The organism is Sphingomonas lacusdianchii (assembly GCF_022664395.1).
Classification (GTDB): Bacteria; Pseudomonadota; Alphaproteobacteria; order Sphingomonadales; family Sphingomonadaceae; genus Sphingomonas; species Sphingomonas lacusdianchii.
The window spans coordinates 81,950-105,444 of sequence record NZ_JAKRET010000005.1; the positions used below are offsets into that span (position 1 = coordinate 81,950).

Below are 23,495 nucleotides of genomic sequence, written 5' to 3' on the forward strand. Positions count from 1 at the left end.
CTACAAAGATGGGAATGAGACCGAGTTTTACAAGCGAAACGATCCGCGCGCTGCTGGTCAAGGCGGCGGGGAGCGCGCAGGAAGTCTGCGGTCTGCTGCGGGGGACGGGCGACCGGATCGAGACGGCGCAGCCCGCGCGCAACGTCGCCGCCGACCCCGCGCGCCATTTCGAGATCGATCCGGCGGTGCTGCTGAAAGCGTATCGCGATGCGCGGGGCGGCGGGGCGGCGGTGCTCGGCTGCTATCATTCGCATCCGAGCGGCAGCGCATATCCGTCACCGACCGATGCGGCGCAGGCGGCGGCGGACGGGCGGTTGTGGTTGATTATCGGCGGTGGCACCGCGCGGTTGTGGCGGGCGGTCGCGAACGGGGAACGCCATGGCCGATTCGACCCCGTCCGTTTCGACGTCATCTACGCCGGCCACGTTGAAAATAACTGCGAGGCGGTGCAGATGGACATTAGCGGCCGGACGATGACGTTCGGCGCAGCGCAGGGATCGTCGCTTTGAACATCAGCCCAGCCGAATTCGCCAGCCTGATGTGTTCGCGATTATGCCATGATCTGCTGAGCCCCGTCGGGGCGCTCAACAACGGCCTCGAACTGCTGGCCGACGAGACCGATCCCGACATGCGTGCCCGCTGCCTCGAACTGCTGACCGACAGTGCGCGGGCATCGGCCAACAAGCTGAAATTCTTCCGCCTCGCCTTTGGCGCGGCCGGCGGATTCGGTGATTCGATCGATACGCGCGAGGCGCGGGCGGCGCTGGAGGGATTGTTCGGCGACAATCACCGGGTGAAGCTCGGCTGGATGGTCGAGGCACCGTCGCTGCCCAAGCCCGCGGTCAAGGTGTTGCTGAACCTTGCCCTGATTGCCGGCGATGCGCTGGTGCGCGGCGGGCAGCTCGACGTCGGGGCGGAAGTCACCGCGACCGGCATCGATATCGCGGTGCGCGCCGACGGGCCGCGGATCGTGCTGGATGCCGAACTGCGCGGCGCGTTGCTGGGCGACGCGGCGATGATGACCCCGCGCGCGGCGGCGGCATGCCTTGCGCGCGAACTGGTCGAGCAGGGCGGCGGTACGTTGCAGGTATCGCCGAGCGATTCGCCGGTGTTGCTGTTCGGGGCTTCGTTCGCGTCGGTTTGAGCGAGTTTCTCGTCGGCGCTTCCTTTGCTGATGCGAAAGAAGTTGGTAACTGTATCAAGTCGAAATTTCGCCGAAAGTCTGCTTCGCCGTATCCCCGCGAAGGCGGGGATCCAGGGCGGTACTCGCAACCTTTGTTCTGCTAGGCTCTGGACCCCCGCCTGCGCGGGGGTACGGAAGGATACCGGGATAGGCGAAGGCCTTTCGCAAAGGTCTCGATTGAGTCCCGCGGTAACGGGTCGGGCCGCAGGTGGTGTTCGGAGAGCGTACCGAACCGGCCTACTAACTCCGCCTTAACCTATCGAACGCCATGGTCGCGTCCACAACCGGACGGGGCCGCATGGACGATCTGTTACAGGAATTCATCGCCGAAACCCGCGAAACGCTGGAGGCGTTGTCGTCGGAGATCGTCGCGTGGGAAGCCGCGCCCGACGATCGTGCCCGGCTGGATGCCATTTTCCGATTCGTCCACACGGTGAAGGGAAGCTGCGGTTTCCTGGATCTGCCGCGACTGTCGCGGCTGAGCCATGCCGCCGAGGACACGCTGTGCGAGGTACGCGACGGCAAGCGTCGGCCGGACAGCGCACTGGTCGATGCGGTCCTCGCGATCGTCGACCGGATCGGCGATCTGGTCGAGGCGATCGATGCCGGACTGCCGCTGACCGACGAGGGCGAGGACGATCTGATCGCCGCACTGGCGCCGAGGATCGGCAATCCCGCGACGGCGGCGACGCCCGTGGCGGCGGCGGCTATGGCGGCGGGGCGGGCACCGCTGCGCAGCGTCCGGCTGAACGTCGATCTGCTCGACCGGATGATGAGCGGCATGTCCGACATGGTGCTGGTCCGCAACGAACTGGTCCGGCGCCTGCGCGACACCGATCTGGACCCTGCGGTCGAGGCGGCGCTGGAGCGGTTGTCGAGCTCGGTGGCCGACATGCGCGATGCGGTTACGCGGACGCGGATGCAGAAGATCGAGACGCTGTTTTCGCCGCTGCCCCGCATCGTCCGCGACACGGCGGCGGTGGTCGGCAAGGCGGTGTCGCTGACCGTCGACGGCAGCGATGTCGAGCTGGACCGCGAGATGATCGAGGTGATGCGCGATCCGCTGGTCCATCTGGTGCGCAACGCGATCGACCATGGCGTCGAGACGCCGATGGAGCGCCGGGCGGCGGGCAAGCGCGAGAGCGGGCGGCTGCACGTATCGGCGCGGCAATCGGGCAACCAGATCGTCATCGAGATCATCGATGACGGGCGCGGCATCGATACCGACCGGCTGGTGGCCAAGCTGGCGGCGACGGGGCAGCGCAGCGAGAGCGAACTGCGCAAGCTGAACGATCGGCAGCGCTGCGAACTGGTGTTCGCGCCGGGACTGTCGTCGCGCGACACCGCGACCGAGATTTCGGGACGCGGCGTCGGCATGGACGTGGTGCGCGCCGCGATCGACCAGATTGGCGGGCGCATCACGCTGGACAACAAGCCCGGGCGGGGATTGCGGATCGCGGTGCAGGTACCGCTGACGCTGTCGATCGTGTCGACGATCGTGGTGCGGGCAGGCGCGCATCGCTTCGCCATTTCGCGGCAGACGATCGGCGAGATCGTCAACGAACGCGCCGCCAATATCCGCGTCGACCAGCTGGGCGACAATCGCATCGCGCGCATCCGCGACCGGCGAATCCCGGTGGTCGATCTGTGCGAGGTGATCGGCGTGGCCGCCGATGCACCCGCCGCGCCCAAGATGCTGGTGGTGGTGACGATCGGCGCGGGCGACTTCGCGATCGCGGTCGACGAGGTGCTCGATACCGAGGAACTGGTGGTGAAGCCCGCCGCGCCGGCGGTGATGGCGACCGGCCTGTATGCCGGACAGACGCTGCCCGATACCGGACGGCCGATGCTGATGCTCGATTGCGCCGGGGTGGCACAGGCGGCGGGGTTGAGCTTTGCCGATGCGATGGATCTGGAGATCGAAGCCGAGGAAGCGGCGGAAGCGGACCACCGCGTCACCGCCTTGCTGTTCGACGATCTGGACGGGCGGCGGCGGGTCATCCCGCTGGCGGTGATCGACCGGATCGAACGCATCCGGGCCGGATCGCTGCAGCAGAGCGCAGGGCGCATCCGGCTGGCGATCGACGGGCGAATCGTGCCGGCCGAGGCGAGCGATCCGGCGGCGATCGAGCGGGTGACGACGGTGCTGCGCCTGACCGACGGCGTGATGGAAGTCGCCTATGCGATCGTCGATGCGGTCGACATCGTCATGCTCCCCGAACTGGCACCGACCGGGGAGGTGCCGGGGCCGATTGCCGGCATCGTGTTGCTGGACGGCGAGCAGATCGAGCAGATCGATCCGCTATGGTTGTTCGAACGCCATGCGCGTGAGGCGGCGTCGGCGCTGGTCGCGCGCGGCCGGCCGACCTGTCTTCTGGCGGATGGCGGCAGCGGATGGATGCGCGCCTTTCTCCGCCCGATGCTGGAGCAGGCGGGTTATCGGATCGTCGAACGGGTCGAGGAGGGCGAACGCCCGACCCTCGTGCTGGCACAGGCCGATATCGCTGTGCCGGTCCCGGTCGCCGGGGCGCCGGTGGTACGGTTGCGCGCATCGCCCGCCGATATCGGCGACGGCAGCATCTATCGCTACGACCGCGAAGGCGTGTTGCGGGCGCTGCGCATCGCGGCGGGAGGTTGAGCATGCCCCAGTTGTTCCTGCTTGCGACCATCGTCGGTCAGGAGGTTGCTATCCGGTCCGACCATGTCGAATCGGTGGTCGATATCGGCGAGATCACACCGGTCGCGCGCACGTCGCGCGCGGTGCGCGGACTGGCGGCACTGCGCAGCCGGGTGGTGACGGTGATCGACACCGCGATCGTGCTCGACCCCGCGGCACCGCTGGCCGCGCGCCGCCGCGCGGTGGTGACGCAGGTCGACGGCCATCATTATGCGCTGCTGGTCGACGCACTGGACGATGCGCATCGCTTCGTACCGAAACCGTTGTCGGCCGGGCTGTTGCCCGGGGCCGCATGGGCGGCGATCACCAACGGCCTGATCGAGCATGAAGGGCGCGTCGTCCTGATCCTCGACCTGCCGGCGATCGTCGCGCGGGCGGCGGATGCGGGACGGGTCGCCGCCTGAACTTTAACGCGGCGCTTACGAAAGCGTCCTACTGTCGCGCGTACCAACATGGGGTGTTGTCATGAAGAGTTGCCTGGTCGTCGATGATTCGAAGGTGATCCGCAAGGTCGCCCGGCATATTCTCGAAACGCTCCAGTTCGAGGTGCGCGAGGCGGGCGACGGGCGCGAGGCGCTCGACCAATGCGCCAAAGCACAGCCTGACGTGATCCTGCTCGACTGGAACATGCCGGTGATGAGCGGCATGGATTTCCTGCGCGCGCTGCGCCAGAGCGAGGGCGGCATGCAGCCCAAGGTCGTGTTCTGCACGACCGAGAACGGCATGGCGTATATCCGGGCGGCGATCGAGGCCGGGGCCGACGAATATGTCATGAAGCCGTTCGATCGCGAGACGTTGGAGAGCAAGCTTCAGATCGTCGGCGTCGCCTGATCCAGACCGAAGCAAGGTCGTGAACGCCCCGTTCGCCCGAACCGCCGCAGCGGATGGTACGGCCGTACGGGTCCTGATCGTCGACGATTCGGCGGTGACCCGTGCGGTGCTGACCCGCATCGTCGAGGCGATGCCCGGACACCGCGTCGTCGCGGCGGTGGGCGGCATCGTACAGGCGACCGGCAGTCTGGCGGGCGGGGCGGCCGACCTGATCCTGCTCGACATCAATTTGCCCGGCATCGACGGCCTTTCGGGGTTGCCCGACCTGTTGGCGGCGGCGCCGGGGGCGCGGGTGATCGTGCTGTCGGGCGACTGTGCCGACGGATCGCCGACCGCCGCCCATGCGCTGTCGCTGGGCGCGGCGGCGACGCTGGCCAAGCCCGAATCCTCGCCGCTGGCGGGCGGGTTCGCCGCGCGGCTGGAGGGGCTGGTCGAGCGGGTGATGCGCACGGTGCCGCGTGCGAACGGCGGTTTCGCCCAGGCGCGCAGCGACGTGTTCGACATCATCGCGATCGGCGCGTCGACCGGCGGCATCCATGCACTGGCGCCGTTGCTGGCGGCGATCCCGCCCGAACTCGACATACCGATCCTCGTCACCCAGCATCTGCCGGGGACGTTCACCGAATATTTCGCGCAGCAGCTGGCCGGGCTGGCGCGGCGGCCCGTGGATGTGGCGCGCGACAGCCTGCGCATCCAGCGCGGACGGCTGATCGTGGCGCCGGGCGACGCGCATATCCGGGTGGTGCCGACCAGCGACGGCGCCGCGACGCGGCTCGATCGGGCGCCGTCGATCAGCGGCTGCATGCCCTCGGTCGATCCGATGTTCGATTCGGTGGCGCAGGTGTTCGGCGCGCGGGCGCTGGCGATCGTGCTGTCGGGCATGGGCCGCGATGGCGCGCGCGGCGCGGCGAATGTCCGTGCGGCAGGGGGGGTGGTCGCGGTGCAGGATCAGGCGAGTTCGGTGGTCTGGGGAATGCCGGGGGCGGTGGCCGAGGCGGGGCTGGCCAACACCATCGGCACGCCCGCGCAACTGGGCGCGTTCGTCGCGCGGCGGCGGCGGCCGGCATGACCGTGGCGCGCCCTGCCGGCCCGCTCGGCCCCGCCGCCAGCGCGATCGTCGCGTTGCTCGAACAGCGCACCGGGCAACAGCTCGACGCCGGCCGCGCATGGCGGATCGACAGCGCGCTCCAGCCGATGCTGCGCGAGCGGGGGCTGAGCACGCTCGACGAACTGGTCGCGCGGATCAACGACCGGGCGTCGAGCGAGCGCGGGCTGGCCGATCTGGTGGTCGATGCGCTGCTGAACCAGGAAACATCCTTCTTCCGCGATGCCGCGACGCTCGACACCGTCGTGCAGGCGGGGATCGACATGGTCGCAGAAACGCCGCGCCGGCTGCGCATCTGGTCGGCGGCGTGTTCGACCGGGCAGGAGCCGCTGTCGATGGCGATGCTGTTCGCCGAGGCGAGCGAGCGGACCGGCATCCTGCCGCCCGAAATCCGGGCGACCGACATTTCGATGCGGGCGCTGATGCGGGCGCGGGCGGCGCGCTATACCCAGTTCGAAATCCAGCGCGGACTGCCGATCCGGCGGATGATGCAATGGTTCGAACCGCGCGACGATCTGTGGGAGGCGAAGGCCGAGCTGCGCTTCCGGCTGCTCTATGGCCAGCAAAATCTCATCGCCGACCCGATGCCGGCGGGCAAGTTCGATATCGTGCTGTGCCGCAACGTGTTGATGTACCTGTCGCCCGCGACGCGTGGCGTGGTGCTCGACCGGATCGCCCCGGTGCTGCGGCCGGGCGGGTTGCTGGTGCTGGGCGCGGGCGAGACGGTGATCGGGCACACCGATGCGCTGGTACCGTCCGAACGCTATCGCGGGCTGTACCGGCCGGCCGCGCACTGACCTTGCCTTTCCCCGCGTCCCGCCGCAATCGGGGCGCAGTGGCGTGAAGGGACAAGAGTCGCGTGCAGATGATCGATACGCCGTCGCCCAATTTCGGCGAACGCACCCTGCCGGTCACGATGCTGGTGCTGCACTATACCGGCATGACCGATGCGGCATCGGCGATCGCGCGGCTGACCGATCCGGCGGCGGAGGTGTCGGCGCATTATGTCGCCGAGGAGGACGGGACGATCCACCGGCTGGTCGCCGAGGACAAGCGGGCCTGGCATGCCGGCAAGGCGCACTGGCGCGGGATCACCGACATCAACAGCGCGTCGATCGGCATCGAACTGGTCAATCCCGGTCACAAATTCGGCTATCGCGAGTTTCCCGAGGCGCAGATCGACGCGCTGATCCCGCTTGTCCACGCGATCAAGGACCGGCACCAGATCACGCGCGGCAATGTCGTCGGCCATTCGGACATCGCCCCCACGCGCAAGCAGGATCCGGGCGAGCTGTTCCCGTGGAACCGGCTGGCGCGACTGCGCCTCGCGCTGCCGCGACCGACACGCAACCTGATGGATCCGGGATGGAGCGACGCCGGCTTCCTGCTGGCGCTCGAACGCTTCGGTTATGACGTCAGCGATCCGACAGCGGCGATCACCGCGTTCCAGCGGCGGTTCCGGCCCGAGATGATCGACGGCATAGCCGACGGCGAATGCCGGATGCTGCTGCTCGCGCTGCTGCTGCCCAAGCCGCAAGGCGACGATTGAACCGGTGGGCGCGGTCGGCTAGGGACGCGGGCGTCAGAGGGTCGGGCGGCCGCGTCACGCGATGAGCGTGCCGAGGAAAGTCCGGGCTCCACGGAAACGACGGTGCCGGGTAACGCCCGGCGGGCTTCCGGCTTCGGCCGGGAGTTCAGGGACAGTGCCACAGAGAGCAGACGGCCTTTGGCTTCGGCCGGGTTACGGTGAAAGGGTGCGGTAAGAGCGCACCGCGCGGCCGGTAACGGCAGCGGCATGGCAAACCCCACCGGGAGCAAGACCGAATAGGGGCGGCATGAAGCGCGCAAGCGCTTCGGGGCATGTTCCGGCCCGCTGCCCGGGTTGGTTGCTGGAGACGGCGCGCAAGCGTCGTCCGAGAGGAATGGTCGCCTATCCCGCTTTGGCGGGTGGACAGAACCCGGCTTACAGACCCTCTGACATTCGCGCGCGGCAATGGGTTGCGTGGGGCGCACGGCGGCTTATTTCGAAGACAATGGCACGACATACGCGATCGAACGACTGGGGCTTTCCCCGCTGGCGCGGCTATAGCGAGGGCCGCGAGGCGCAGACGGTGAAGCTGTGCGACCGGCACGGCTGTACCGAACCCGGCAAATGCCCGGCGCCCAAATCGCCGAACAACCCCGATCGCTGGTATTTCTGCGAAGCCCATGCGGCCGAATACAACAAGGGCTGGAATTACTTCGAGGGGCTGAACGAAGAGGAAGCCAAGGCGCGCGAGGAGGCCGAACGGCGCACCGCCAACGGCTATGCCGCGTCGGCATCGAATGCGTGGGCCGGGTCGGGCGACGGCAGCCGGTCGCGCGACGAGATGCGCGCGCTGGAAGTGCTGGAGTGCGATCCCGATGCCGATTTCGACACGATCCGGCTGGCGTGGCGCAAGCTGGCCAAGGTCTTTCACCCCGATGTCCGTCCCGGCGATGCCGAGGCGGCCAAGAAATTCCACGCGATCCAGGCGGCCTATGACGTGCTGCGCGTTGCCGAGGAACGGCGGAGCTGGAAGCCGGCGTGAAGCGCGAGGTCCGTTCGCGCTGGAGCAAGGCGGTACTGGTCTGCGCCAAATGTTCGAGGAAGCTGGACGGTGGCTTCGGCGGGTCGGACAAGCCGCTGGCCAAGGCGCTGCGCAAGCATCTGAAGCTTAAGAACGGGCCGAAGGGCGCGGCGGGGGTGTTCGAGGTGAAGTGCCTCGACGTCTGTCCGAAGGCCGCGGTGGTCGTGGTCGACAGCGAACGGCCGGGGGAATGGCTGCTGGTGCGGCCGGGCGACGATTTGGATGCGGTGGCGGCGCGGCTGGGCTTGGGTTGACGCCCGCCCCGTAGTCGACCGTTACGCCGGACTTGATGGAGACCTTTCCGAAAGTCTGCGCGCTTCGCAGCATACATGTCGTACCCCCGCGAAGGCGGGGGTCCAGAGCCAAGCAAAACCACCGCTTGCGTCTGGAACCCTGGACCCCCGCCTGCGCGGGGGTACGCGACGCGGTGGGTAATCCGGACTTGCTTGATCCAGGGTCCCGATATGTGACGCGTGGAAAAAGAAGCGGGACTCCGGATAACGTCCGGGGTGACGTGATCAGCGGCTTGAACGTCTTACGCCAGCCGCCCGGCCGTTTCGCGGATCAGCGCGATCATGTTCGGAATGCCCTGCGTCCGGTTCGAACTCAGCTGGTTGCGCAGGTCGAAGGGCGCGAGCGTCGCTTCGATATCGGCGGCAAGGATCGCGTCGGGCTTGCGGTCCTGTACGGTTGCCAGCACCAGCGCGATGATCCCCTTGGTGATCGCGGCATTGCTGTCGGCGAGGAAGTGGAGCGTGCCGTCGTCCTGCTGCTGGGGATAGACCCAGACCGATGCCGAACAGCCCCGGACCAGCGTCGCATCGGTCTTGAGGGGATCGGGCATCGGCTCCAGCTGCCGGCCCAGATCGATCAGCAACCGGTAGCGGTCGTCGCCGTCGAGAAAGTCATATTCTTCGCGGATATCGTCGATGCTCTGCATGACGCCGCTATAGGCATTGCGCGTTAGAGTTCCACCCCGGCGGCGATCGCTTCGAGCTTGCGGATGCGTTCCTTCAGGTCGGCGATCTCGATCCGGGTGCCGGCATTGGGGGTAGGTTGGCTGACGGGCTGTTCGCCGAGCCGCTGTCGTTGCAGGGCCAGCCAGCCGCGCCAGCCCGACAACAGGGTGGCAGAGACGATCGCCACGGCGGCAAGCGTGGTGGCGGCGAGTGCGAGGGTAAGAGTCAGGTTCATCGGACTGCCCTTTTCGTCGGGTTTGTCAGTTGAGCGGTTTGTCGCGGAGGCGTTCGATCTCGTCGGAGAGGTCGACGCCGCGGTCGGTGATGATGCGTTCGAGGACCCGGACCCGCTGTTCCAGCCGTTCGGTCTGCGCGGCATATTGCGCGGCCTTTTCGGCGGTCTCGGTGCCGCGGACCTGCAACTCGCGTTCCTTCAGCTCGAGCCATGGCTGGAAGACCAGCTTGCTGAGGATCGCGACGATCGGAATCATCAGGGCGAGGGCGGGAATGATGAAGGGGCTCATCGTCGGTCCTTTCAGTTCGTCCGGCCGCGCAGCTGCTCGATCTCACGTTCGAGGCCGTGCGCGCCGTCGGTCACGATCCGCTCGACATTGGCGAGCCGGTCCTTGATCGATCCGAGTTCGGCCTTCAGCTGGGCGTTTTCCTGGCTGAGCAGCTTGACCCGTTCGATCGTCTCGTCGTTGGCGCGGGGATAGACGCTCTGCCCCCAGCCGCCCTGCAGCGGATAGCCGTTCTTGACGCGGAGCCAGGTGGTGATGACCCACGCCGCCATGCCGGTCAGGCAGATGGTGACGATCATCGGGACGAAATCGGGGTTGGTGGTGATCATGTCGGTCGTCCTTCGGGATCAGCGCAGCGCGTCGATTTCGCGGGCGGTTCGCGTGGCGGGATCGGTGGCGATGCGTTCGAGGACGGCGATCCGCTCTTCGAGGCGCAGGACCTTCGCCTGCAACTGCTCGTTCTGATCGGCCATCAACCGTGCCTGTCGCGTCGCGTCGATCTCATCCTGACGGCGGCGGCGCTTGCCCTTGCCTTCGCACGCTTCGTCATCCAGCGGATAACCGTGCTTCGCGCGGATCGCGGTCTTCACGATGCTCGCGATCATGACGATCGCGATGATCGACAGCACGAACCCTGGTCCACCCCAATTCATTGTCCTTCTCCCCTAAATCTGCCCCGGCGGGGATCGGTTCAGCGCAGGCTGTCGATCTCGTCCGCCAGACGGGTGTTGCGGCTGGTATAGTACATTTCGATGTCGGCGAGGCGACGATCGATGTCACGGAAAGTAGAGCGCATTTCCGACGCGGTGCGGGTCGGGTTCGACCGGACGCCCTGCCAGAACTTCTCGTCCTCGCGGCTTTCGTACAGACCGTGCGGCTTCTTCTGCGCCATCCAGGCGATCATGAAGTAAGCGATCACCGTCCAGGGGAAGCCGCCGGCTAGCGTCAGCAACACCGTGCCGATGCGGATCCACATGACCTCGACACCGGTATAGTCGGCGATGCCGGCGCACACGCCCGACATCTTGCCATTCGCCTTGTCGACATAGAATTTGGTGCGTGCGCCGGACATCAGTCCCTCCGTGTGTAATCGTGGTTGCGGAAATCGCTTTCCGGATATTCCCGGCGCGGCATCGAAGGGCGGAAGTCCGGATTGTCGGCGGCGATGATCCGCTCGATCGTCTGGAGCCGCTCTTCGAGCCGGCGGGCAGTAAGGTGCATGTCGTCGAGGAGCCGCTCGTCCTCGTTGGTCAGCGTCGGCGACTGTTTCCACTTGGTGATATAGTGGAGGATCAGCCACGGCAGCCCGATCAGGAGCGCGGCGACGGCGACCATGCCGATCAGGAAATCGCCCATCGCGATCAGCCCTCCCGGTTCAGGCGGGCCTTGAGCGCGGCCAGTTCGGCATCGATCTTGTCCGACTGCCGCAGCTCGGCGATCTCGTCCTCGAGGCTCTTGCCGCCTTGCCCCATGCCGGCCGCTTCGGCGCGACCCTCGGCCAGATCGGCGCGGCGTTCGAGGACGTCGAAGCGGCTGAACGCCTCGGCGGTCTTGGAACCGGCATACATTTCGCGCAGCTTGGTGCGGTTGTTGGCGCTTTCCATCCGGGTCTGGATGGCGTTCTGCCGGGTCCGCGCCTCGCGCAGCTTGGTCTGCAGCTTGGCGATATCGGCTTCCGAAGCGCGCAGCGCGTCGTCGAGCACGACGATCTCCGAATTGAGCTGTTCGATCATGTCGACCGCCTTCTGACGTTCGACCAGTGCCGCCTTGGCCAGATCCTCGCGATCCTTGCTGAGCGCCAGTTCGGCCTTCTCGGTCCAGCTTTCCTGCAGCTTGTCGAGCTTGGAGATGTGGCGGCGCATTTCCTTCTGGTCGGCGATGGTGCGCGCGGCGGATGCGCGGACCTCGACCAGCGTCTCCTCCATTTCGAGGATGATCATGCGGATCATCTTCGCGGGGTCTTCGGCCTTGTCGAGCAGGTCGGTGACGTTGGCGGCGATGATGTCGCGGGTGCGGGAGAAAATGCCCATCGGTTACTCCTGAAGAATGCGTGGGTGGCCGGGACGGAACGGGGCAGAACCGCCCCGGCCTGCCGCCTTACGCGATCGGCGCGGCGGCATGGGTGGTGGCGATCGGACCGGGTGCGGTCGTAACGCCGAAGGCGGTGACGCAGACCGCGACCGCGCCGATCAGGCTGAGGACCGACTGGCGGGTGGTCACGTTCTTGTTGATGCGGATCATGGTGGAACTCCCTGAAGCTGTAGCGTGCGCCCTGTGTCGGGCTTGCACAATACATTGCAGGAGGCGTGCCAAATCGAAAAATGACGGATTTGCGTCACTTTTGAATGGTTGCCGGGTCCGGTGCATTTGGCCTCTTGCGAACTATTGGGAAAATACGCCACATCATCGGCATGGAGCGCGCAACCCAGGTCGTCGGCCAGTCCGGCCCGTTTCTCGATGCCCTTGAACGGGCCAGCCGGGCGGCCGCGCTCGATCGTCCGGTGCTGGTGATCGGCGAACGCGGGACCGGCAAGGAACTGGTCGCCGAACGCCTGCACCGCCTGTCGGGGCGCTGGGATCAGCCGCTGGTGGTGATGAACTGCGCCGCGCTGCCCGAGACGCTGATCGAGGCGGAATTGTTCGGGCATGAAGCGGGCGCGTTCACCGGCGCGACCAAGGCACGGGCAGGGCGGTTCGAGGAGGCCGATGGCGGTACGCTGTTCCTTGACGAACTGGGCACGCTGTCGATGGGCGCGCAGGAGCGGCTGTTGCGCGCGGTCGAATATGGCGAGGTGACGCGGATCGGATCGTCGCGGCCGTTGCGCGTCGATGTCCGCATCGTCGCCGCGACCAACGAGCATCTGCCCGACCGGGTCGAATGCGGCACGTTCCGCGCCGATTTGCTCGACCGGTTAAGTTTCGAGGTGGTGACCCTGCCCCCGTTACGCGCGCGGCCGGGGGACATCATGGTGCTGGCCGATTTCTTCGGGCGGCGCATGGCGGCGGAGATCGGGCGCGATGAATGGGTCGGGTTCGGGCCCAATGCCGTGGATCAGCTGATGGAGCATCGCTGGCCGGGCAATGTCCGTGAGTTGCGCAACGCGGTCGAACGGTCGGTCTATCGCTGGGAACGGCCGGGACCGATCGACCTGGTCGAGATCGACCCGTTCGCCTCGCCCTTCCGCCCGCGATCCAATGCGAACCCTGCGACATCGGGGGCGGCGCCGGTCGTGGGAACGCCGACGATCGAGTCCGCCGCCCCCGACGATCCGTGCGAGGATTTCAAGACGCGGGTCAATCGCTTCGAACGGCAGCTGCTGACGCGGGCGATGGCGGAGGCGCGCTACAATCAGCGCAACTGTGCAGATGCGATCGGGCTGACCTATGACCAGCTGCGCCATGCATTGAAGCGTCACGGAATGCTGGGGCAGGGCGGCTGACCCCCTTTTCGCCACCGCCGGCCACGCCTATGGGTTCGCGGGCGTAACGATCGGAGCCAAGCGGGGTCCGCCGCGTTCGGTCGAGCGAGTTCTTTTCCTAAGGAGGATTGCCATGGCGTTCGAACTTCCGCCGCTGCCCTATGCCTATGATGCACTGGAGCCGACCATCGACAAGGAAACGATGACGCTGCACCATGACAAGCATCATCAGGCCTATACCGACAAGCTGAACGAAGCCGTGTCGGAAGATGCGAGCCTAGAGGGCAAGTCGATCGAGGAACTGCTCGCCAATATCGGCAGCGGTTCGGCCAAGCTGCGCAACAATGGCGGCGGCTATTGGAACCACACCTTTTTCTGGGAAACCATGAAGGGCGGCGGGTCGCAGCCCTCGGGTGCGCTGAAGGACGCGATCGATCAGCAGTTCGGCGGGCTGGACCAGCTGAAGGAGCAGTTCAACACCGCCGGCGCGAACCAGTTCGGATCGGGCTGGGCGTGGCTGATCGTCGGGCAGGATGGCAAGCTGGCCATCACCTCGACCCCGAACCAGGACAATCCGCTGATGGACGTCGCGCCGGTCAAGGGCACGCCGATCCTCGGCAACGACGTGTGGGAGCACGCCTATTACATCACCTACCGCAATGCGCGTCCGGCGTATCTGAAGGCGTGGTGGGACGTGGTCGACTGGGACAGGGTCGGCCAGCGGTACGACGCGGCGGTGAAGTAATCCGCCGCAATAACCCTTTCCCCTTTTAGGGGAGAGGGTTGGGAGAGGGGGCTGTCCGCGAGGGCGGCCCCCTTTTTTTGTGAGTGCGACGCCCGGAACTTCCCTCTCCCCGACCTTCTCCCCCAAGGGGGAGAGGGAGTTAGTCTGCGGGGGGAAGCGGGCTGTCTTCCCCGACCTTCAGCCCATGCTTCAACAGCATCGGGATATTCGCGACCGCGAACAACAGCGTCAGCGGTACCGCGCCCCACAGCTTGAATCCGACCCAGAAATCCCAGGTCGAATGGCGCCACACGACCTCGTTGAGCACCGCCATGAATGCAAAGAACGCCGCCCAATTGATGGTCAGCTTGCGCCAGCCGAGCGCACTCAGCCCCGGATAGGCGGTTTCGAGCAATTGTTGCAGCAACGGCCGCCCGGTCACCAAGCCAAAGGTCAGGATCGCGGAGAACATCGCATAGACGATGGTCGGCTTCATCTTGATGAAAGTATCGTCGCGGAAATAGAGAGTCAGCGCGCCGAACACGACGACCAGCCCGGCCGACAGCCACAGCATCGGCGAAATGTGGCCGGTCTTCCACTTCGATACGATGATCGCGATGACGCTGGCGATCATGAAGGCGGTGCTGGCGATGATGACCTGCGCCAGCGAATCGATCATGTCGGGCAGGCCGATCTTGCCGGCCAGCAGATTGGCGACGAAGAACACCACCAGCGGCCCGTAATCGAGCGCCATGCGGAACAGCGGCGAGGCGGGTTGGCGCTGTACGGTCATTTGCGCACCCGTTCGACACCGGCGATGATCCGCGACACTTCGTTGGCGTCGAAGCCGCGCAGATCGTCGGCGGTTTCGCCCACGCCGATCGCATGGATCGGCAGGCCGAACTTCTCGGCCGCCGCGACTAATACGCCGCCGCGCGCGGTGCCATCGAGCTTGGTCATGACGAGGCCGGTGACGCCCGCCATTTCCTTGAATACCTCGATCTGGTTCAGCGCATTCTGACCCGTCGTCGCGTCGAGGACGAGGACGACGTCGTGCGGCGCTGCCGGGTTGAGCCGGCCGAGGACCCGCCGGACCTTGGCCAGTTCGTCCATCAATTCGCGCTTGTTCTGCAGGCGGCCGGCGGTGTCGACGATCAGCACGTCGATGCCGGTGGCCGTCGCCTGCTTGACCGCTTCATAGACGATGCCGGCGGCGTCGCCCCCCTCGGCACCGCTGACGATCGGCACGCCGATCCGTTCGGCCCAGGTGCGAAGCTGGCCGATGGCGGCGGCGCGGAAGGTGTCGCCCGCCGCCAGCATCACGCCATAATCCTGTTCGACCAGCGTCTTGGCCAGCTTGGCGATGGTGGTGGTCTTGCCCGACCCGTTGACGCCGATGACGAGGATCACCTGCGGTCGCGGAAACGCCTCGATTTCCAGCGGCTTGGCGACCGGCGTTAAGACCTTTTCGATCTCTTCCGCGACGACCAGCCGGATGCCGAGTTCCTCCATGTTGCGTTCATATTGCCCTTCGGCAAGGCGCTGGCGGACGCGGGCGGCGGTGGCGGGACCGAGGTCGGAGGCGATCAACGCTTCCTCGATATCGTCGAGCTGCGTGTCGTCGAGCCGCGCGGCGGACAGGCCGACAAGGTTGCCGGTCAGCCGGTCCGACGTCTTCTTGAGGCCGCCGAGCAGGCGTTCGTGCCACGAAAGGCTCATAGGGGCATTCCGATCAACTGATTGCCTTCGATCTGGGTCAGCCGCACGGTCACGATCGAACCGGGCGGGCAGGGGGGAAGCGAAACATCGGCGAAGCCGGGGCTGTGCCCGCGCGTGCCGGGACGTTCGACGAGGATGTCGGCGGTGCTGCCGATCTGGCGCTGCAACCAGTCGCGGTGGCGACGTTCGGCGGCTACACGCAACGCCTGTGCGCGCGCCTTGCCAACCGGCGGCGGCACCTGCGGCATCCGCGCAGCGGGGGTCCGGGCGCGCGGACTGTAGGGAAAGACATGGGCATGGACGATGTCGCAATCGTCGATGAGCGCGAGGGTGTTCGCCGCCATCGCATCGTCCTCGGTCGGAAAGCCGGCGATCAGGTCGGCACCGATCGCGATATCGGGACGTGCGGACTTGAGCCGGTCGACCAGCGCGACCGCGTCGGCGCGGCTGTGCCGGCGGCGCATCCGCTTCAGCACCATATCGTCGCCCGCCTGGAACGACAGGTGCGCGTGCGGCATGACACGGGGTTCTTTCGTCAGCAATTCGAACAGCTTGGCGTCGATAGCTGCGGGATCGAGCGAAGAAAGCCGCAAGCGCCGCAAGCGCGTACGGGCGAGGATCGCCGCGACCAGATCGCCGAGCCTCGGCGTATCGGACAGGTCGTCGCCATAGCTCGACAGGTCGACACCGGTCAGCACGACCTCGGCATGGCCGGCCGCGACGAGGGCCGCGACCTGCGCGACCACGCCGTCGATCGTCGCCGAACGGGATGGCCCTCGCCCTGCGGGGATCGCGCAGAAGGTGCAGCGATGGTCGCAGCCATTCTGGACTTCGATAAAGGCGCGCGTCTGCCCTTCGAATCCGCCGGCCAGTTGCGGCGCGGTGTCGAGTATGCGGGCGATGTCGCCGACGACGACCGGGTCGGTCGAACCCCATGCGGCCGGGTTCAGCTTGTCCGAATTGCCGATGACCCGGTCGACTTCGGGCATCGCCGCGAATTGCGCCGGATCGATCTGTGCCGCGCAGCCGGTGACGATCAGTTGCGCCGCCGGCCGGTCACGGCGGGCCCGCCGGATCGCGCGGCGGGTGGCCGCGACCGCATCGTTGGTGACCGCACAGCTATTGACCACGGTCACGTCGCGATCGACGACCAGCGCGCGGATCGCATCGCTTTCGGCGATGTTCAGCCGGCAGCCGAGCGTGATGATAGTGGGACCAGCGGAGGATGGCATGGGCGGTGATCTAGGGACAGGGACACGCGAAGTCCACGCGAACGCGCGGGGCGTGCTCGACTTCTGGTTCGATGAGGTCGGGCCGGACCGCCATTTCGCCAAGGACGCGGCGCTCGATGTGACGATCGCGGAGCGCTTCGGGGCGTTGCGCGATACGGTATTGGCGACCGAGGCGGCGGAGTGGCGGGACGAAGAACATCATCTGCTCGCTGCGGTCATCCTGCTCGACCAGTTTTCGCGCAATATCTATCGCGGGACCGCCGAGGCATTTGCCGCAGACCCGCTCGCGCTCGAACTCGCGCTGATCGGCATCGCCCGTGGCGACGACAGGGAATTCAAACCGCTTGAACGCTCGTTCCTGTACATGCCGTTGATGCATAGCGAGGATGCCGGCGTCGCGCGCTTCTCGCTGCGCTGCTTCGAGTCGCTGGGCAATCCGGTGAACCTGCAATTCGCCCGCGACCATGCGGCCGTCCTCGCGCGCTATGGCCGCTATCCGTCGCGCAACGCCGCGCTTGGCGGCGAATCGACCGCGGCGGAGCGTGCCTATCTCAGCCGGCCCGACGCCGGTTGGTAAGGTCGGTCAGTTCGGGATCGCTCCCCCCGCCGCAATGGAGCAGCCCGCGCGCCGCCAGCATCCGCCGGGTGTCGGCCACCGACAACGGCCGGCTATAGGCCCAGCCCTGCGCCTTGGCGCAACCGAGCGCGGCCAGCCGTTCGGCGATCGCGTCGGTCTCGACCCCCTCGGCGGTGATCGGCAGGTTCAGGCTTTCGCCCAGACCGATGATCGCATGGACGATCGCTGCCGAGTCGGCATTGTCGAGCAGCGACAGGACGAAACTCTTGTCGATCTTGATCCGGTCGAACGGCAGTGCCCGCAGATGCGCGAGGCTCGAATAACCGGTGCCGAAATCGTCGAGCGACAGCCGGACGCCCTGGTTCTTGAGCGATCCGACGATCGACTGGGCCAGCGGCAGATTGTCGAACAGCGCGCTTTCGGTGATCTCGATCTCCAGCCGGTTCGCGGCGAAACCGCATTCGACCGTGGTCTTGATGATCTTCTGCGCCAGCCATGCGTCGCGCAACTGCCATGGCGAGATGTTGACCGACAGGGTGATGCCCGGGTCCCAGTCGCGTGCGGCGGCGAAGGCCTGACGCATGATCGACAGCGACAGGTCGCCGATCAGCCCGGCCTCCTCCGCGACCGGAATGAAGCGATCGGGCGGGATCGGCCCCTGGGTCGGATGGACCCAGCGTGCCAGTACCTCGAACCCGCACAGCCGACCGGTGGCCAGATCGACCTGCGGTTCGAAAAAGGGAACGACCTGTCCGGCGGGGATCGCCTGACGCAACCCGCTTTCGATGTCGTTGCGGTCGATCAGCGCGTTCTCCATCGCCCGGTTGAACCAGGTGAAGTCGCCGCGACCCGATTTCTTGGCCGAATACATCGCGATATCGGCGGCGCGCAGCAGCGTGTCGATGCTGCCCCCGTCAAAGTCCGACCGGGCGATGCCGATCGAACAACTCAGATGGATGCGCAGATCGTCGACGAACATCGGCTGCGACAGCGCGGTGATGACCCGGCCGGCAATGCGTTCGACGACCGCCGGATCGCGCGCGTCGAAGACGAAGGCACAGGCAAAGGCGTCACCGCCGAATCGCGCGGTCAGCGCGGCGGGGGGCATCGCTCCGGCAATCTCCAGCGCGACGCTGCGCAGCACGCTGTCGCCCGCCGCATGGCCGTGCATGTCGTTGACCATCTTGAAATGATCGAGGTCGACGATCAGCAGCGCCACCGCCTGATCGCGCTTCGTCGCCGAACGCAGCAGCGCGGCACCCGCTTCGCTGAGGCTGCGGCGATTGAGGAAACCGGTCAGCGGATCGCGCGACGCCAGCATCCGCGCGCGTTCCTCGGCGGCGGATCGGCCATGCATCTCGATCCGGACGGCGCGGTGGCGGCGCCAGCCGAAGATGACCAGCGCGGCGTTGATGAGCAACGCCGTCACCAGCGGCTGCGCCACAGGCTCGCCGCCATAGAAACGATGGTCGAGCAGTCCCGAAATGACCGCGAAGCTGAGGCCCACGAACAGCAGGATCGCCGCGACGCAGATCGCCAGGGTCCAGCGTTCGCCGCCTTCCCGCGGTTCCGCCGGCGCAGGGCCGATGCCCTCGGTACCTCTTTGACGATCCCATTCCATCGGCAATTCTTATCCCGACCATCGGTATAGAAGCGGTTAAAGCCGGCCCATCGTCCGCCATGGACCGGTCGCCGATCGTCATCGCTTGCGCCGAACCGAGTTTTGGGATAGGCGCCCCGGATCGTTTCCGTGCGGAGACGTTCAGCATTGCCGCCCATGGGCGACGCCGGCCGACGAGGTTTCGTCCGCCGGCGTGTTTTGCTTGAGCGTTTCCCGTACGGCAAGGCTGGAGTGGTACGCGTGTTCGAGAGTCTGAGTGACCGGCTGGGAGGGGTGTTCGATCGCTTGCGCGGTCGCGGCGCGCTGACCGAAGCCGACGTTCGCACCGCGATGCGCGAAGTCCGCGTCGCGCTGCTCGAAGCCGATGTGGCACTGCCGGTCGCGCGCGAATTCGTCGAGAAGGCGACCGAAGCGGCCGTTGGCCAGAACGTCCTGCGCTCGATCACGCCGGGGCAGCAGGTCGTCAAGATCGTCCATGACGCGCTGGTCGACATGCTGGGGCCGGATACGGCCGAACTCGACGTCGCGGTCACGCCGCCCGCCGTGGTGATGCTGGTCGGTCTGCAGGGTTCGGGCAAGACCACCACCACCGCCAAGCTCGCCAAGCTGCTCGCCAAGCGCGAGGGCAAGAAGGTGATGATGGCGTCGCTCGACGTCAATCGCCCGGCCGCGCAGGAACAGCTGGCGGTGCTGGGGACGCAGGTCGAGGTTGCGACGCTGCCGATCGTGGCGGGGCAGCAGCCGGTCGATATCGCCCGGCGCGCGCTGCAATCGGCGAAGCTGCAGGGCTATGACGTCGTCATGCTCGATACGGCGGGCCGTCTGCACGTCGATCAGGCGCTGATGGACGAGATGAAGGCGGTGGCGGAGATCGCGCGGCCGAACGAAATCCTGCTGGTCGTCGACTCGCTGACCGGTCAGGACGCGGTCAACGTCGCGCAGAACTTCTCCGAACAAGTGCCGCTGACCGGCGTCATCCTGACCCGCATGGACGGCGATGCGCGCGGTGGCGCCGCGCTGTCGATGCGGGCCGTAACCGGCAAGCCGATCAAGTTCGCAGGGACCGGCGAAAAGCTGGATGCGATCGAGCCGTTCCATCCGAAGCGCGTTGCCGGCCGGATCCTCGGCATGGGCGACGTCGTCTCGCTGGTCGAGAAGGCGGCGCAGTCGATCGAGGCCGAAGATGCCGAGCGCATGGCCGGTCGTCTCGCCAAGGGCCAGTTCGACATGAACGACCTGCGCGGGCAGCTGGCGCAGATGCGGCGCATGGGCGGCCTCGGCGCGCTTGCCGGCATGATCCCCGGCATGAAGAAGGCGCAGGCGGCGATGGCCTCGGGCGCGGTCGATGAGAAGATCCTGCTGCGCATGGACGCGATGATCACGTCGATGACGGTCAAGGAACGCGCCAAGCCCGAGCTGATCAACGCCAAGCGCAAGATCCGTATCGCCAAGGGGTCGGGCACCACGGTGCAGGACGTCAACAAGCTCCTGAAGATGCATCAGGAAATGCAGTCCGCGATGAAGAAGCTCAAGAAGATGGGCGGCATCAAAGGCATGATGGCGATGCTGGGCAAGGGCGGCATGGGCGGTCTCGGCAATGCGCTGGGCGGTCCGGGGCTCGGCGACCTGATGAGCAAGGCTGGCGGCGAAATGCCGGGCCTGCCGGGTCTCACGGGTGGCAAGGGCATGCCGCAACTGCCACCCGGCTTCGAAAACCTCATCAAGAAGAAGTAACCGCCGGTCGGAACCGGCTTACACAGACCAACGAAGGAAGAAGAATAATGGCACTCAGCATCCGTCTGTCGCGTGGCGGCTCGAAGAAGCGTCCGTACTACCGCATCGTCGTCGCCGACGCGCGCAGCCCGCGCGACGGCCGCTTCATCGAGAAGATCGGCACCTACAACCCGCTGCTGGGCAAGGAAGACGAGAAGCGCGTCGTGCTCGATGCCGAGCGTGCGACCCATTGGCTGGGCGTCGGCGCGCAGCCGACCGACCGCGTCGCCCGCTTCCTCGACAAGGCCGGCGTTAAGGAACGCGCTGCCCGCAACAACCCGAACAAGGGCAAGCCGGGCGAGAAGGCCGTCGAGCGCGCCGAAGAGCGTGCCGAAAAGGCGAAGGCCGCCGAAGAAGCCGCTGCTGCCCCGGCCGAAGCATAAGAGGCCAAGGGTAAGGGGTTCCGTCGGCGCGTCTTTTCGGGCGCGCCGGCACCCTATGACCGTCGTCACGCGTTCCGGGTCTACCCGACCAGGAGCATGAACGATGATCGATCCCGAACAGCAGCCGAACCATGACGAAGACGCCACCAATGCCGGCCAATCGGCGGAAGAACCCGCCGAAGGCCGCGACGACGCCCCCGCGGGCGGCGAAGGCTCGCCCGACGCCTGAACCGGCGGCGGCGGACCGCGACCGTGTCGTGCTGGCGGCGATCGCCGGTGCGCACGGGCTGAACGGCGAGGTGCGGCTGAAGCTGTTCACCGATGACCTGTCGGCTTATCCGGCGCTGAACGGAGGCGCGCTGACCCTGATGTCGGTGCGCCCCGCCACCAACGGCGTCATCGGCAAGTTCCGCGAGATCGCCGACCGGACCAAGGCCGAGGCGATGCGCGGCACCGAGCTGTGGATCGGCCGCGACCAGCTGCCCCCGCTGGGTGAGGGCGAATATTACCATGCCGACCTGCTGGGGTTGCCGGCGGTGTCGAGCGAGGGCGAGGCGCTGGGTCACGTCGTCGCGATCGACGATTTCGGCGCAGGCGACGTAATCGAGATCGAACGCCCCGACGGCAAGCGCTTCATGGTGCCGATGCAGCCGCAAGCGGTCCCCGAATGGAATGCCGAACGGCTGGTCGTCGACGCGCTGTTCGCCGCCGACTGATCAGCGATTGGCGGCGGTGGTGAATGCCTGCCGCACCGATTCCGGTGCATTGGACAGTCGGCGTTCGAGCCGCGCGAGCAACGCGTCGGTATCGCTGCTGCCCGTCTGCGCGCGCTCCATGCTCCAGTACCCGAATTCGCGGGCCTCGACCGGACGATCGGACAGGATCGTCAGTTCGTCATGTCGCGGGTCGGCGGCAATCCGGGCGAAGGTGGCGGCGACGCTGCTCTCCGGCCCCTCGATCACCTGCAGGAACAGGCCGTCCTGATACCAGAGCAACCCGGTCACCCCGTCGACGGCATTATTGTGCCGCGACTGCTGCACGATCCGGTCGACATCGACACCGGGCGCACAGCGGCTGGCGTAGAATAGCTGACGAAAGGGCGGGGTAGTCACGCACATCGGATACGGTTCCCGCCGCGTCCGATCAAGTCACTTCGCGGCCGGGGATCGTTCGCAACCCGGAATGGTCGGCGACGGACCGAATTCGGCCGGCGACCAGATTCATCGCCGCAGCGGACGGCGTTCGCTCAGCAGATTGCGGATCGTCGTCGCCGCGACCCCCGCCTCGCCCATGGCATGGCTGATCTGGTCGAGGCCCTTCACCACGTCGCCGGCCGCGAACAGGCCGGGGATCGAGGTGCGCTGGTGATCGTCGACCTCCAGACAGCCGTCCACGCTCGCCCGCGCCCCGGCCGCGACCGCCAGTTCGGAGCGGATATGCGAGCCAAGCGCCGGATAGACGCTGTCGAACGCCATCTCGCCCTCGGCGGTGCGTACGATGAACCGGTCGCCATCGATCCGATAGTCGCCACATGGTCCGTCGACCCGCTGGATGCCGGCTGCGTTGAGCTTGGTCCGACAGGCATCGTCGAGGTCATGGTCGCTGTCGGGGGCGATCAGCGTGACGTCGGCGGTATAACCGCGCAGGAACAGTGCCTCGCGCGTGCCGTGATCGCTGGTCCCGATCACCCCGACCCGTCGGTCGGTCACCTCATACCCGTCACAGATCGGGCAATAGCGCAGCAATCCCCGCGCCAGCGCCGCATCATGGACGGCGTCGTCCAATCCGCGCGGCCGATGGTTGACGACCCCGGTCGCAAGCAACACGCTACGCGCCGCCACGACGCCGTCGGCGGTGACGACGCGGAAATCCTCGCCGTCGCGTTCGATCGCGTCGACCGTCGCGGGGGTGCAGGTCGCGCCATAGGTCCGCGCCTGTTCGTGCATCCGCGCCAGCAGTTCCTTGCCGGCAATGCCGCCGGGAAAGCCGGCATGATTATGGGTGCGCGGGATCATCGCTGCGCGGCTCGATCCGCAATCGAACATGCGGATCGTCAGGTGAAACCGCGCGAGATAGATGGCGGCGGTCAGCCCAGCGGGACCGGCACCGACGATGACGCAATCGACCGTTTCGGGATCGGGGGCAGGGGAGGTCGCCGACAT

32 protein-coding genes and 1 other RNA gene are annotated in these 23,495 nt (G+C 66.8%); 18 read left to right on the top strand and 15 right to left on the bottom strand.

Annotated features, from left to right (window positions below; translation table 11 throughout):
* Nucleotides 1-14: 14 nt before the first annotated feature.
* The 11 genes from MF607_RS08460 (at nucleotide 15) to MF607_RS08510 (ending at nucleotide 8,659) form a co-directional block, all read left to right on the top strand.
* Entirely contained in the window at nucleotides 15-509 is a 495-nt protein-coding gene (locus MF607_RS08460; protein WP_242117471.1) for a M67 family metallopeptidase, read from the top strand.
* Nucleotides 506-1,144, top strand: a complete 639-nt coding sequence (locus MF607_RS08465) for a histidine phosphotransferase family protein (RefSeq protein WP_242117474.1) — start codon at nucleotides 506-508, stop codon at nucleotides 1,142-1,144. Before MF607_RS08460 ends, MF607_RS08465 begins: the two co-directional genes overlap by 4 nt.
* 337 nt (nucleotides 1,145-1,481) lie before the next feature.
* Nucleotides 1,482-3,821 (top strand): chemotaxis protein CheA, encoded by a 2,340-nt coding sequence (locus MF607_RS08470; RefSeq protein WP_242117478.1) that lies wholly within the window; start codon nucleotides 1,482-1,484, stop codon nucleotides 3,819-3,821.
* 2 nt (nucleotides 3,822-3,823) lie between these two features.
* Entirely contained in the window at nucleotides 3,824-4,264 is a 441-nt protein-coding gene (locus MF607_RS08475) for a chemotaxis protein CheW (protein ID WP_242117479.1), read from the top strand.
* A gap of 61 nt (nucleotides 4,265-4,325) precedes the next feature.
* On the top strand, nucleotides 4,326-4,691 hold the full coding sequence (locus MF607_RS08480; protein WP_056401071.1) for a response regulator: 366 nt from the start codon (nucleotides 4,326-4,328) through the stop codon (nucleotides 4,689-4,691).
* A gap of 19 nt (nucleotides 4,692-4,710) precedes the next feature.
* Nucleotides 4,711-5,760 (top strand): chemotaxis protein CheB, encoded by a 1,050-nt coding sequence (locus MF607_RS08485; RefSeq protein ID WP_242117481.1) that lies wholly within the window; start codon nucleotides 4,711-4,713, stop codon nucleotides 5,758-5,760.
* Nucleotides 5,757-6,593 carry a CheR family methyltransferase gene (locus MF607_RS08490; protein ID WP_242117484.1) on the top strand — a complete coding sequence of 279 codons (837 nt, stop codon included), beginning with the start codon at nucleotides 5,757-5,759 and terminating at the stop codon, nucleotides 6,591-6,593. The genes MF607_RS08485 and MF607_RS08490 overlap by 4 nt, the downstream gene beginning before the upstream one ends.
* 68 nt (nucleotides 6,594-6,661) lie before the next feature.
* Complete coding sequence (locus MF607_RS08495) at nucleotides 6,662-7,345, top strand: N-acetylmuramoyl-L-alanine amidase (protein WP_242117895.1); 684 nt, start codon at nucleotides 6,662-6,664, stop codon at nucleotides 7,343-7,345.
* Nucleotides 7,346-7,378: 33 nt separating this feature from the next.
* Nucleotides 7,379-7,778: RNase P RNA component class A (gene rnpB / locus MF607_RS08500), an RNA gene on the top strand.
* Nucleotides 7,779-7,829: 51 nt separating this feature from the next.
* A complete protein-coding gene (locus MF607_RS08505) occupies nucleotides 7,830-8,366 on the top strand; it encodes a J domain-containing protein (RefSeq protein ID WP_242117486.1) in 537 nt (178 codons plus the stop codon).
* Nucleotides 8,363-8,659: a (2Fe-2S) ferredoxin domain-containing protein gene (locus MF607_RS08510; protein ID WP_242117487.1), complete on the top strand. Its 297-nt coding sequence runs from the start codon at nucleotides 8,363-8,365 to the stop codon at nucleotides 8,657-8,659. Before MF607_RS08505 ends, MF607_RS08510 begins: the two co-directional genes overlap by 4 nt.
* 281 nt (nucleotides 8,660-8,940) lie before the next feature.
* Here the strand turns inward: MF607_RS08510 and MF607_RS08515 are convergent, their stop codons facing one another.
* The 9 genes from MF607_RS08515 to MF607_RS08555 form a co-directional block, all read right to left on the bottom strand.
* Nucleotides 8,941-9,345 (bottom strand): SufE family protein, encoded by a 405-nt coding sequence (locus MF607_RS08515; RefSeq protein WP_242117488.1) that lies wholly within the window; start codon nucleotides 9,343-9,345, stop codon nucleotides 8,941-8,943.
* A gap of 23 nt (nucleotides 9,346-9,368) precedes the next feature.
* Nucleotides 9,369-9,599, bottom strand: a complete 231-nt coding sequence (locus tag MF607_RS08520; protein WP_242117489.1) for a hypothetical protein — start codon at nucleotides 9,597-9,599, stop codon at nucleotides 9,369-9,371.
* Nucleotides 9,600-9,624: 25 nt separating this feature from the next.
* Nucleotides 9,625-9,888: a hypothetical protein gene (locus MF607_RS08525; protein ID WP_056451243.1), complete on the bottom strand. Its 264-nt coding sequence runs from the start codon at nucleotides 9,886-9,888 to the stop codon at nucleotides 9,625-9,627.
* An 11-nt stretch (nucleotides 9,889-9,899) separates the two neighbouring features.
* Nucleotides 9,900-10,184 (bottom strand): hypothetical protein, encoded by a 285-nt coding sequence (locus MF607_RS08530; protein ID WP_242117897.1) that lies wholly within the window; start codon nucleotides 10,182-10,184, stop codon nucleotides 9,900-9,902.
* A gap of 48 nt (nucleotides 10,185-10,232) precedes the next feature.
* Nucleotides 10,233-10,538 (bottom strand): hypothetical protein, encoded by a 306-nt coding sequence (locus MF607_RS08535; RefSeq protein WP_242117490.1) that lies wholly within the window; start codon nucleotides 10,536-10,538, stop codon nucleotides 10,233-10,235.
* A 38-nt stretch (nucleotides 10,539-10,576) separates the two neighbouring features.
* A complete protein-coding gene (gene pspC, locus MF607_RS08540) occupies nucleotides 10,577-10,957 on the bottom strand; it encodes an envelope stress response membrane protein PspC (RefSeq protein WP_242117496.1) in 381 nt (126 codons plus the stop codon).
* Nucleotides 10,957-11,241 carry an envelope stress response membrane protein PspB gene (gene pspB, locus MF607_RS08545; RefSeq protein WP_242117499.1) on the bottom strand — a complete coding sequence of 95 codons (285 nt, stop codon included), beginning with the start codon at nucleotides 11,239-11,241 and terminating at the stop codon, nucleotides 10,957-10,959. Before pspB ends, pspC begins: the two co-directional genes overlap by 1 nt.
* A 5-nt stretch (nucleotides 11,242-11,246) precedes the next feature.
* The gene (pspA, locus tag MF607_RS08550) at nucleotides 11,247-11,915 is read right to left on the bottom strand and encodes a phage shock protein PspA (protein WP_242117502.1); all 669 of its coding nucleotides are present in this window, start codon (nucleotides 11,913-11,915) and stop codon (nucleotides 11,247-11,249) included.
* 67 nt (nucleotides 11,916-11,982) lie between these two features.
* Nucleotides 11,983-12,126, bottom strand: a complete 144-nt coding sequence (locus tag MF607_RS08555) for a hypothetical protein (RefSeq protein WP_242117504.1) — start codon at nucleotides 12,124-12,126, stop codon at nucleotides 11,983-11,985.
* A 170-nt stretch (nucleotides 12,127-12,296) separates the two neighbouring features.
* On the opposite strand from MF607_RS08555, the gene pspF reads away from it, so the two are divergent.
* The gene (gene pspF / locus MF607_RS08560; protein ID WP_242117508.1) at nucleotides 12,297-13,325 is read left to right on the top strand and encodes a phage shock protein operon transcriptional activator; all 1,029 of its coding nucleotides are present in this window, start codon (nucleotides 12,297-12,299) and stop codon (nucleotides 13,323-13,325) included.
* 112 nt (nucleotides 13,326-13,437) lie between these two features.
* Nucleotides 13,438-14,049: a superoxide dismutase gene (locus MF607_RS08565; RefSeq protein WP_242117510.1), complete on the top strand. Its 612-nt coding sequence runs from the start codon at nucleotides 13,438-13,440 to the stop codon at nucleotides 14,047-14,049.
* 139 nt (nucleotides 14,050-14,188) lie between these two features.
* Here MF607_RS08565 and MF607_RS08570 read toward each other — a convergent pair whose 3' ends face one another.
* Genes MF607_RS08570 through mtaB form a run of 3 tightly spaced genes read right to left on the bottom strand, consistent with a single transcriptional unit; the run spans nucleotide 14,189 to nucleotide 16,979 of the window.
* Nucleotides 14,189-14,821 (bottom strand): septation protein A, encoded by a 633-nt coding sequence (locus tag MF607_RS08570; RefSeq protein WP_242117512.1) that lies wholly within the window; start codon nucleotides 14,819-14,821, stop codon nucleotides 14,189-14,191.
* Nucleotides 14,818-15,747: a signal recognition particle-docking protein FtsY gene (gene ftsY / locus MF607_RS08575; RefSeq protein WP_242117515.1), complete on the bottom strand. Its 930-nt coding sequence runs from the start codon at nucleotides 15,745-15,747 to the stop codon at nucleotides 14,818-14,820. Before ftsY ends, MF607_RS08570 begins: the two co-directional genes overlap by 4 nt.
* Entirely contained in the window at nucleotides 15,744-16,979 is a 1,236-nt protein-coding gene (mtaB, locus tag MF607_RS08580) for a tRNA (N(6)-L-threonylcarbamoyladenosine(37)-C(2))-methylthiotransferase MtaB (RefSeq protein WP_242117517.1), read from the bottom strand. Before mtaB ends, ftsY begins: the two co-directional genes overlap by 4 nt.
* Between mtaB and MF607_RS08585 the strand changes: the two genes are divergently transcribed.
* Nucleotides 16,978-17,556: a DUF924 family protein gene (locus tag MF607_RS08585; protein WP_242117519.1), complete on the top strand. Its 579-nt coding sequence runs from the start codon at nucleotides 16,978-16,980 to the stop codon at nucleotides 17,554-17,556. The two genes, mtaB and MF607_RS08585, sit on opposite strands and share 2 nt — an antisense overlap.
* Here the strand turns inward: MF607_RS08585 and MF607_RS08590 are convergent.
* The gene (locus MF607_RS08590; protein WP_242117522.1) at nucleotides 17,531-19,177 is read right to left on the bottom strand and encodes a putative bifunctional diguanylate cyclase/phosphodiesterase; all 1,647 of its coding nucleotides are present in this window, start codon (nucleotides 19,175-19,177) and stop codon (nucleotides 17,531-17,533) included. The genes MF607_RS08585 and MF607_RS08590 overlap by 26 nt on opposite strands.
* 240 nt (nucleotides 19,178-19,417) lie before the next feature.
* Between MF607_RS08590 and ffh the strand changes: the two genes are divergently transcribed.
* The 4 genes from ffh to rimM all read left to right on the top strand — a co-directional run bounded on the left by ffh (nucleotide 19,418) and on the right by rimM (nucleotide 22,049).
* Complete coding sequence (gene ffh, locus MF607_RS08595; protein ID WP_242117525.1) at nucleotides 19,418-20,911, top strand: signal recognition particle protein; 1,494 nt, start codon at nucleotides 19,418-19,420, stop codon at nucleotides 20,909-20,911.
* A gap of 47 nt (nucleotides 20,912-20,958) precedes the next feature.
* Nucleotides 20,959-21,333: a 30S ribosomal protein S16 gene (gene rpsP / locus MF607_RS08600; RefSeq protein ID WP_242117527.1), complete on the top strand. Its 375-nt coding sequence runs from the start codon at nucleotides 20,959-20,961 to the stop codon at nucleotides 21,331-21,333.
* A gap of 103 nt (nucleotides 21,334-21,436) precedes the next feature.
* A complete protein-coding gene (locus MF607_RS22695; RefSeq protein WP_277925805.1) occupies nucleotides 21,437-21,562 on the top strand; it encodes a hypothetical protein in 126 nt (41 codons plus the stop codon).
* 28 nt (nucleotides 21,563-21,590) lie between these two features.
* Nucleotides 21,591-22,049, top strand: coding sequence for a ribosome maturation factor RimM (gene rimM, locus MF607_RS08605; RefSeq protein WP_242117529.1), 459 nt, complete (start codon nucleotides 21,591-21,593; stop codon nucleotides 22,047-22,049).
* Here the strand turns inward: rimM and MF607_RS08610 are convergent, their stop codons facing one another.
* Nucleotides 22,050-22,445: a BLUF domain-containing protein gene (locus MF607_RS08610; protein ID WP_242117531.1), complete on the bottom strand. Its 396-nt coding sequence runs from the start codon at nucleotides 22,443-22,445 to the stop codon at nucleotides 22,050-22,052. It lies immediately after the preceding gene.
* 108 nt (nucleotides 22,446-22,553) lie between these two features.
* A complete protein-coding gene (locus tag MF607_RS08615) occupies nucleotides 22,554-23,495 on the bottom strand; it encodes an NAD(P)/FAD-dependent oxidoreductase (protein WP_242117533.1) in 942 nt (313 codons plus the stop codon).